The following is a 9405-nucleotide window of genomic DNA, read 5'->3' as shown; positions in this document are numbered from 1 at the left end:
ATTTATTAAAATTAAATAGTAGAAATTAAAAGTAAATAATGTATAATATTTAATGGTAATAATAAATAAAAAGTTAGGGTATATATAAAATTTAAATAAATTAGAATGATATAAATAAAAAATAAGTATAAAAAAGGAGAAAAAAATGGATAGAAATTTAGCATTAGAGCTTGTAAGAGTTACAGAAGCTGCAGCATTAGTATCATCACAATTTATGGGAAGAGGAGATAAAGACGGTGCTGACGGAGCAGCAGTTGAAGCTATGAGAAGAGCTTTTGAATCAGTTAAGATAAAGGGTGAAGTTGTAATTGGAGAAGGAGAACTTGACGAAGCTCCAATGTTGTATATAGGAGAAAAGGTCGGGAGCCAAGAAGAAGGATCTATGGAGGTTGACATAGCTGTAGATCCACTTGATGGTACTACATTAATAGCAAAAGGGCTTCCAAATGCTATATCAGTAATAGCTATGGGTAAAAAAGGTTCTCTATTAAATGCACCAGATACTTATATGAAAAAAATAGTTGTAGGACCAAAGGCAAAAGGAGCAATAGATTTAGATAAGAGCGTAGAAGAAAATATATTAAATGTTTCAAAGGCTTTAGGTAAAAAACCAACTCAAATGACAATTATGGCTCAAGATAGAGAAAGACATAATTATATATTTGAACCAGCTAGAAAATTAGGATGTAAAATAAGAATGTTTGGTGACGGAGATGTTGCAGCAGGTATTGCAACTTGCTTTGAAGAAACAGGTGTTGATATGCTAATGGGAATCGGTGGAGGACCAGAAGGGGTAATAACTGCAGCAGCTATAAAATGTATGGGCGGAGATATGCAAGCTCAAATTTACCCATTAAGTGAACAAGAAAGAAACAGATGCCATGAAATGGGATTCTCAGATGAAGATATCCAAAAGAAATTAACTATAGACGATTTAGCAAAAGGTGATGATTTATTCTTTGCTGCTACAGGAATCACAGAAGGAAACCTATTAAAGGGTGTAATTCATGTTGGAGATAATAAGGCTAAAACAGAGTCTGTAGTAATGAGAGGAAAAACAGGAACTATAAGATTTGTAAATGCTATACATAATTTAGATAAAAATGAAATATTAATAGATTTAATGAAAAAGTACAATATGGAGTAGAAAATATTGTTTAAAATTTAAATTATTTTTAAATAAAATTTAATTAAAAAGAAAATAATCCGTTTATATTGTTATGTATTAGCAATAATAATGGGTTATTTTTTTATATTTAAATATATTTAATAAAAAAATGTATACAAATATGTATTTTATTTTATTTATTGACCATAATACAAGAAAAATGCTATTATTAGATTGTAATTATGTTCGAGCTAAAATAAATATCTTTTCTTTTTCATGCCGTTTATTTCCAAATTAGAATAATTTAAATAAAAATTGTGAGCGAGGAGGCCTATTTTGAATATAGAAAATATTAATCTAAATGATTTGAACAGTCAAACATTAGCTCAACTAAGAGAAATGGCAAAAGAGCTAAATGTAAAGTCAGTGACTAAATATAAAAAAGCGGATTTAATTGAAAAAATAAAAGAAGCCGTTGATAAATTAAAAACTACTGATACGGATGCAACTAAGGAAAAAAACAAAAAAGTAAAAGAAAATAAAGACACGGATAAAAATAAGGACTTAGAAAAAGAAGAGAAAGAAATCTTAGATGAAAAACATACTAAAATAGATGAAGATAATAAAACTGAGAGTGCAGATAATACAAAACAAATACAATACAAACCTGAAAATAATAAAAATAGTAAATACGAAAATAAAAATTATACAAAAAATAATACTCAAGGAAATATAAATAATCAAAGAAATTATAATAAGTTTCAAAAGAATGATAATAAACAACAAAATATCGATAATAAATCTTCTAATAATATAAAAGGAAATTATACACCTAAGGTAGTAGAAGAATCTAAAATAATAAATGAATTTAATACTTCAAAGGATGATGAAGTAGTAGGTGTATTAGAAATATTACCAGATGGATTCGGATTTTTAAGAGGTTCAAATTATTTATCTACAGAAAATGATGTATATGTATCTCCTTCTCAAATAAGAAGATTTAATATGAAAACAGGAGACAAGGTAAGAGGTATAACAAGACATCCTAAAACAGGAGAAAAATTTAGAGCTCTTTTATTTGTTCAAAAGATAAATGACGAAGATCCAGAAACTGCAATACAAAGAAAATCTTTTGAATCGTTAACTCCTATATATCCAGAAGAAAGATTAACTTTAGAAAAACAACCAAATGAAATATCTACTAGATTAATAGATTTAATATCACCAATAGGAAAAGGACAAAGAGGTTTAATTGTTGCGCCTCCTAAAGCAGGTAAAACTATTCTTTTAAAAAGTGTAGCAAATAGTATAGTAAAAAATTATCCAAATGTAGAACTAATAGTATTATTAATAGATGAAAGACCTGAAGAGGTTACAGATATGAAGGAATCTATTGATGCGGATGTTATATACTCAACATTTGATCAAGTTTCAAGTCATCATGTAAAGGTAGCAGAAATGGTTTTAAATAGAGCTCAAAGACTAGTTGAGCATGGAAAGGATGTTGTCATATTATTAGATAGTATAACAAGACTAGCAAGGGCTTATAACTTAACAATTTCACCTACAGGAAGAACTTTATCAGGTGGTTTAGATCCAGGGGCATTGCATGGACCTAAAAAATTCTTTGGTGCAGCTAGAAATATAAGACAAGGAGGATCTCTTACTATCCTTGCTACGGCTTTAGTTGAAACTGGTTCAAGAATGGATGATGTAATATTTGAAGAATTCAAAGGTACAGGTAATATGGAATTACATCTAGATAGAAAATTAGCAGAAAAGAGAATCTTCCCTGCTGTAGATATCTATAAATCTGGAACAAGAAGAGAAGATTTATTATTATCAGATAAAGAAAAGACTGCTTTATGGAAATTAAGAAAAGAAATGAGCAACAACTCTGTGTTAGAAGTTACGGATAATATATTAGAAGCATTGAAGAGAACAAAAACTAATGAAGAATTTATAAACAATATAAATGGAATACTTAATAAATAATACGGCAAATCAAAATTAAAAATAAAAAATAATTAAGAATAAATAAATTTTAAAGACTGTTAAAAATGCTTGAACCCTTCGAAAACATATGATATAATATGGGAGTTGATATTTGAATAAGTAAAAAAATTAGTATAATTAATTTTAAAATATAAAGAAAAAAGAGGTGACAGTAATGCAAAAAGATATACAACCAAAATATAAAGAAGTAGAAGTACGTTGTGCTTGTGGAAATACTTTCATGGCTGGTTCAACTAAGGACGAAATAAGAGTTGAAATTTGTTCTCAATGCCATCCTTTCTATACAGGTAAACAAAAGAATATAGAAAAAGGTGGAAGAATCGACAAATTCAAAAAAAGATTCAACATGGAATAATATTCAAAAAAACAGGGGTTGGTTTTCCAGCCTCTATTTTATTTTTACGATAATTATGAGGGATGTACAGGATAAAAGGTTTTTATTTTTAAACATGCCCTTTTTTAATATTGTAAATTTGATATAATATTAAATGTGTAAAAACTTAATCTCGGGTTAAGGAGAATGTTATGGAAAATGAAAAGAAATTAGGTAAAGTCGGAGGGCAGGCTGTAATAGAGGGAGTAATGATGCAATCAGATGATTACAGAGCTATTGCGGTTAGAAAGCCTAATGGAGAGATAGAGATAAAAAAGGATAAGATTGAAAGCTGGGTAAGAGACAAAAAAATAGATAAAATTCCATTTTTAAGAGGTGGATTTATATTAATAGATACAATGATCAGCGGAATAAATAGCTTGAATTTTTCTTCAGAATTTTTCTTAGAAGAAGAGGAGGAAGATGCTATAGATAGGTTTCTTAAAAAAATATTTAAAGAAAAGGCAAATGATGCCATAATAGTAGTGTCTTTAATAATATCTTTGTTGCTTTCTGTTGGGATTTTTGTATTAATACCTACTTTTATAGGTGGATTATTTTCTAAGATAATAAATAGTCATGTAGCACTTAACTTGATTGAAGGTGCGATTAGAATAGCGATATTAATAGCGTATATGGCAATAGTTTCGTTGAATGCAGATATCAAGAGAGTGTTTGAATATCACGGTGCTGAGCATAAAACTGTTTATTGTTATGAAAATGATTTAGAGCTAACAGTTGAGAATGCTAGAAAATTTGGAAGGCTGCATCCTAGATGTGGTACAAATTTTTTATTTATAGTTATGTTTATATCAATTATATTGTTTTCTTTTTTTGGATGGCCTAATCCTTTTTTAAGAGTAGCTATAAGAATTTTATGTATACCTATAGTTGCGGGAATATCTTATGAAATAATAAAATTTCTTGGGAAATATAATAATATTTTAAGTAAAATTGTCGCATATCCAGGAATGATGATGCAAAAAATAACTACAAAAGAACCTGATGACGAACAATTAGAAGTAGCAATAGCAGCACTAAAGGCTGCATTAAATGAATAATAAGGGGTAATTAATTTATGACTATTAAAGAGATAATTATAAAATATTGCCAACAGCTAGAAAATATTAGTGATACGCCTAGATTAGATGTAGAGCTTCTTTTAAAAAAGGCGCTTGGAGATGTAGATTCTATGTATATTAGAATGAATTTAGATAAGGCTTTAAGTGATGAGCAAGAAAAATATTTTCTAGAAATGATGAAAGATAGATTGAATGAAAGACCAATTGCCTATATTATAGGTAATAGAGAGTTTATGGGATTAGACTTTTTTGTCAAAGAGGGAGTATTGATTCCTAGACCAGATACAGAAACTTTAGTAGAAGAAATAATAAATATATGCAATAATAAAACAGGATTGAATATTTTAGATATAGGTACAGGTTCAGGAGCAATTACTGTAAGCCTAGCAAAATATTTAGATAAATCACATGTAGTATCAGTAGATATTTCTGATATTGCTTTAGAAATAGCATCTAAAAATGCCATTTCTAATAAAGTAGATGAACGAATAGATTTTATTAAGTCAGATGTCTTTTCAAATGTATCAGACGAAACAAAATTTGATATAATAGTATCTAATCCGCCATATATAAGAAAATCAGATATAAGTGGATTAGATAGACAGGTAAAGGACTTCGAGCCTTATAATGCATTAGAAGGTGGAGAAGATGGACTTGATTTTTATAGAAGGATAACAGAAGAATCTAGACAATTTTTAAAACAGGGTGGAATACTAGCATATGAAGTAGGTCACGATCAAGCATCTGATGTAAGTAAAATTATGCAACAAAACGGTTTTAAGGGTATATATACAAAATGCGATTTGCAAGGATTTGAAAGAGTAGTAATAGGATTTTATAATAATTAGGAAGGTGGAAAAAATGTTAAATAAACTGCAAGTATTAGAAGATAAATACAAAGAGCTTACAGAAAAAATAAGCGACATCGAAGTTATTAACGATCAAAAAACATGGCAAAAATACATGAAAGAACATGCTGATTTAGAGCCAATTGTAATGAAATACAGAGAATACAAAGAAGTAATAGATAGTATAAAGGAATCTAAGGAAATACTAGAAGAAGAATCTGATGAAGAATTAAGAGAATTAGCTAAAATGGAATTATCAGAACTAGAAGATAAAGTAGAACCAATAGAAGATGAATTAAAAGTATTATTATTACCTAAAGACCCTAACGATGAAAAGAACGTTATAGTTGAAATCAGAGGTGGAGCAGGTGGAGATGAAGCTGCTTTATTCGCTGGAGACTTATTCAGAATGTACTCAAGATATGCTGAAAGAAGAAGATGGAAAACTGAGCTTTTAAGTGCAAGTGATACAGGTGTAGGTGGATATAAAGAAGTTTCTTTCATGATAAAAGGTAAAGGAGCTTATTCTAGACTTAAATACGAATCAGGTGTTCATAGAGTTCAAAGAATACCAACAACTGAATCAGGTGGTAGAATACATACTTCAACTGCAACAGTAGCAGTTTTACCAGAAGTAGAAGATGTAGAAGTAGAAATCAATCCAAATGATTTAAGAATAGACGTGTTTAGAGCTTCTGGAAACGGTGGACAATGCGTAAATACAACTGACTCAGCAGTAAGAATCACTCATATACCAACAGGTGAAGTAGTTTCTTGCCAAGACGAAAAATCACAATTAAAAAATAAAGAAAAAGCTATGAAAGTATTAAAGGCTAGATTATACGATAAAGCACTAGCTGAACAACATGACGATATAGCAGCAGAAAGAAAGAGTCAAGTTGGTACTGGAGATAGATCTGAAAGAATAAGAACTTATAATTTCCCACAAGGAAGAGTAAGTGACCATAGAATAAATTTAACATTATATAAATTAGAATCTTTCTTAGATGGCGATTTAGATGAAATGATAGATGCGCTTATAACAGAAGATCAAACAAAGAAAATGTCAGCTATATAATGATAACTGCCAAATGATTTTGATACATCATTTGGCTTTTTTATAAGGTATATTAAACTCTTCTAAATTATTAATTTTAGGAATTAAACATACATATAATAAAATAAATTAAATTGGGAGAGTGTAATAATATGGTTTTAAAAATTACATTAATTGGTTTACTTGCTGGAGTATTGGGGACTGGTCTAGGCGGTGTTTTATCTGGAATTTTTAAAAAGAAAATCGATAGATGCATAGATTTTTTTATGGGCTTAGCTGGTGGAATAATGTTGGCGGTTGTAGTATTTGATTTAATGAAGGAAGCAATAGATTTAAAAGGGATTTGGATAACTGTAATTGCCACTTTTTTAGGAGTAATAACAACTATGCTCATAAAAGAAAATTTAGATATGTCACAGGATCAAAAGTCGGGATATTTAATTTTTTTAAGTATTATGCTACATAATTTGCCAGAGGGATTGGCTATAGGGTCGTCCTTTGTATCGGCTACACAATTAGGATGGACACTTGCATTGGTGATAGGAATACATAACATTCCTGAAGGATTAGCTACAGCGCTCAGTCTTGCAGGGACAAAAATGAAAACAAGTAGGATTATATTATATACAGTTATAGCAGGAGTTCCTATGGGAATAGGAAGCTTTCTAGGTGTATATTTCGCAGGAAACTTTAATTCCTTAATTGGGATATTTTTATCGATTGCAGCTGGAACGATGTTGTATGTTGTACTTGAGGAAATTTTACCAAGGACTAAAAATATTTTTTGTATAATAGGTTTTTTAGTTGGAACAATAATTGTATATTGCGTTTAAATAAAAGAGGTGGAATAAAATATGGATACATTGATTAGTAAAATTGACGTAGATAATATAGACATGGAAGAAATAAGAAAACAAGCAGAAATCCTAAGATCAGGTGAAACTGTTATCTTCCCAACTGAAACAGTTTACGGCTTGGGAGCCAATGCATTAGATGAAAATGCAGTCAGTAAAATTTATGAAGCTAAAGGAAGACCTAGTGATAATCCTTTAATTGTTCATATAAGCGACAAAAAACAAATATATAATTTAGTTACAAATGTGCCTGAAAAAGCTGAAATAGTTATGGATAAATTTTGGCCAGGACCTATAACTATAATTTTAAATAAAAAGGACATAATACCTAAAAGAACTAGTGGAGGACTTGATACAGTTGCCATTAGAATGCCTTCTAATAAAATAGCAAATGCTCTTATAAGAGAAGCAGATATTCCTATAGCTGCTCCATCTGCTAATATATCTGGAAGACCATCACCAACTAGGGCTTCACATGTTTATGAACAAATGAACCATAGAGTTAGTGGCATAATTTTAGGAAATGATTGTGTATACGGATTAGAATCAACTGTTTTAGATTTAACAGGAGATATTCCAACTATATTAAGACCAGGTAGCATAACAAAGGAACAATTAGAAAAAGAGCTTGGAACTGTAAAATTAGATTCAGCACTAGAAAAGAAAGAAGACAATATAAAAGCTAAGGCTCCAGGAATGAAATATACACATTATTCTCCAAATGCAGATGTTTATATTGTATCAGGCGAACGATTTAAGGTTATTGAAAAAATAAATAGGTTGACAGAAGAAAATGACAGAAAAAATTTAAAAACAGGTATAATATGTTTAGAAAATAACAAAAAATTCTATATAGGAAAAACTATATGTTTAGGAGAAACTTTAGAAGATGTTGCTTCAAATCTATTTGATGCATTAATACAAGCAGATAAAGAAGAGTGTGATATAATATATTCAGAAGGCTTTACAAATGAAGGTATAGGATGCGCTATAATGAACAGACTTTTGAAATCTGCTGGATATAAGGTTATAAATGCTTGATAATAAATTAATTTTGTTGAAATTTGATACAAAAATAAGTTATTATTAAGTTAGAAATGTTTTCCTACTTAAATAAAATAAGAAATATTAAATTTTAGTTAAAAAAACAACGAATAATAAAATTCAATAATTTAAGAAAAATATTGAAATTCGTGTGTTTTATAGTGCTTTTAATTATAAATAATGATTAGAAAATAAATTATAATCAAAAAAAATGTGGTAGTTTATGAAAAATAATTGTATAATTATATCTAGATAGTTAAAAAAAAATCAATCAATTTAAATAAAAAAATTTATATAGGAGAAATTGAAATGAAAATAGGCTTAGGATGTGACCACGGTGGTTACAATTTAAAATTAGAAATAATAAAACATTTAGAAGGTAGAGGAATAGAATGTGTAGATTATGGGACAAACAGTGCTGATGAATCAGTAGATTATCCTATCTATGGACAAAAAGTAGCAGAAGCTGTAGTTGCAAAAGAAGTTGATTACGGAATAGTATGCTGTGGTACAGGAATAGGAATATCATTAGCAGCAAATAAAGTGCCTGGAATAAGATGTGCAGTAGTATCTGATGTATTCTCAGCTAAAATGTCAAAGGCTCATAATAATGCTAATATGTTATCTCTAGGAGAAAGAGTATTAGGAAAAGGACTTGCTTTAGAATTAGTTGATGCTTGGATTAACACAGAATTTGAAGGAGATAGACATTTAAGAAGAGTGAATTTAATTGGAGATATAGAAAAAAAATATAATAAATAATAAAAATTAAAACAAAGTAATTAGTGTAGGAGGTAAATAATGAGTAAAGTTATAGTTACAGATCATCCATTAATACAACATAAATTAACTCTTATGAGACAGACAACAACAGGATCAAAGGACTTTAGAGAATTATTAAAAGAAATATCAATGTTAATGGGATATGAGGTAACAAGAAATTTACCGTTAGAAGAAATAGAAATAGAAACACCTATAACTACAACAAAATCAAAGATAATATCTGGTAAAAAATTAGGGATA

General features: G+C 29.0%; 10 protein-coding genes. All 10 read left to right on the top strand.

The window, feature by feature from the left end; all coding sequences use genetic code 11:
• The first annotated feature begins 145 nt into the window (after nucleotides 1–145).
• Nucleotides 146–1147, top strand: coding sequence for a class II fructose-bisphosphatase (gene glpX / locus ACI3VO_RS16615; protein WP_439758977.1), 1002 nt, complete (start codon nucleotides 146–148; stop codon nucleotides 1145–1147).
• A gap of 360 nt (nucleotides 1148–1507) precedes the next feature.
• Entirely contained in the window at nucleotides 1508–3103 is a 1596-nt protein-coding gene (rho, locus tag ACI3VO_RS16610) for a transcription termination factor Rho (protein WP_439758978.1), read from the top strand.
• A 175-nt stretch (nucleotides 3104–3278) separates the two neighbouring features.
• Nucleotides 3279–3479 (top strand): 50S ribosomal protein L31, encoded by a 201-nt coding sequence (gene rpmE / locus ACI3VO_RS16605; protein WP_290687125.1) that lies wholly within the window; start codon nucleotides 3279–3281, stop codon nucleotides 3477–3479.
• A 170-nt stretch (nucleotides 3480–3649) separates the two neighbouring features.
• Nucleotides 3650–4558: a DUF1385 domain-containing protein gene (locus tag ACI3VO_RS16600; RefSeq protein WP_439758976.1), complete on the top strand. Its 909-nt coding sequence runs from the start codon at nucleotides 3650–3652 to the stop codon at nucleotides 4556–4558.
• Nucleotides 4559–4575: 17 nt separating this feature from the next.
• Complete coding sequence (prmC, locus tag ACI3VO_RS16595; RefSeq protein WP_439758975.1) at nucleotides 4576–5427, top strand: peptide chain release factor N(5)-glutamine methyltransferase; 852 nt, start codon at nucleotides 4576–4578, stop codon at nucleotides 5425–5427.
• A 13-nt stretch (nucleotides 5428–5440) separates the two neighbouring features.
• The gene (gene prfA, locus ACI3VO_RS16590; protein ID WP_320924490.1) at nucleotides 5441–6505 is read left to right on the top strand and encodes a peptide chain release factor 1; all 1065 of its coding nucleotides are present in this window, start codon (nucleotides 5441–5443) and stop codon (nucleotides 6503–6505) included.
• A gap of 131 nt (nucleotides 6506–6636) precedes the next feature.
• Nucleotides 6637–7317 carry a ZIP family metal transporter gene (locus tag ACI3VO_RS16585; RefSeq protein ID WP_320624806.1) on the top strand — a complete coding sequence of 227 codons (681 nt, stop codon included), beginning with the start codon at nucleotides 6637–6639 and terminating at the stop codon, nucleotides 7315–7317.
• Between the two features lie 21 nt (nucleotides 7318–7338).
• A complete protein-coding gene (locus ACI3VO_RS16580) occupies nucleotides 7339–8379 on the top strand; it encodes an L-threonylcarbamoyladenylate synthase (protein ID WP_439758974.1) in 1041 nt (346 codons plus the stop codon).
• Between the two features lie 312 nt (nucleotides 8380–8691).
• Entirely contained in the window at nucleotides 8692–9144 is a 453-nt protein-coding gene (gene rpiB / locus ACI3VO_RS16575) for a ribose 5-phosphate isomerase B (protein ID WP_439758973.1), read from the top strand.
• A gap of 39 nt (nucleotides 9145–9183) precedes the next feature.
• Nucleotides 9184–9405, top strand: a 222-nt coding sequence (locus tag ACI3VO_RS16570) for a uracil phosphoribosyltransferase (protein ID WP_439758972.1), incomplete at its 3' end; no start/stop codon positions are given.

The sequence above is a fragment of the Intestinibacter sp. genome, assembly GCF_051866655.1.
In the GTDB taxonomy this organism is placed as follows: Bacteria; Bacillota; Clostridia; order Peptostreptococcales; family Peptostreptococcaceae; genus Intestinibacter.
This window is presented reverse-complemented; position numbering and strand designations above follow the sequence as displayed.

Coding starts and splice junctions, on each gene's coding strand:
- ACI3VO_RS16600 (WP_439758976.1), top strand. CDS start 3,650: ATGGAAAATGAAAAGAAATTAGGTAAAGTCGGAGGGCAGGCTGTAATA.
- rpiB (WP_439758973.1), top strand. CDS start 8,692: ATGAAAATAGGCTTAGGATGTGACCACGGTGGTTACAATTTAAAATTA.
- rho (WP_439758978.1), top strand. CDS start 1,508: ATGGCAAAAGAGCTAAATGTAAAGTCAGTGACTAAATATAAAAAAGCG.
- ACI3VO_RS16585 (WP_320624806.1), top strand. CDS start 6,637: ATGGTTTTAAAAATTACATTAATTGGTTTACTTGCTGGAGTATTGGGG.
- ACI3VO_RS16580 (WP_439758974.1), top strand. CDS start 7,339: ATGGATACATTGATTAGTAAAATTGACGTAGATAATATAGACATGGAA.
- prmC (WP_439758975.1), top strand. CDS start 4,576: ATGACTATTAAAGAGATAATTATAAAATATTGCCAACAGCTAGAAAAT.
- prfA (WP_320924490.1), top strand. CDS start 5,441: ATGTTAAATAAACTGCAAGTATTAGAAGATAAATACAAAGAGCTTACA.
- rpmE (WP_290687125.1), top strand. CDS start 3,279: ATGCAAAAAGATATACAACCAAAATATAAAGAAGTAGAAGTACGTTGT.
- glpX (WP_439758977.1), top strand. CDS start 146: ATGGATAGAAATTTAGCATTAGAGCTTGTAAGAGTTACAGAAGCTGCA.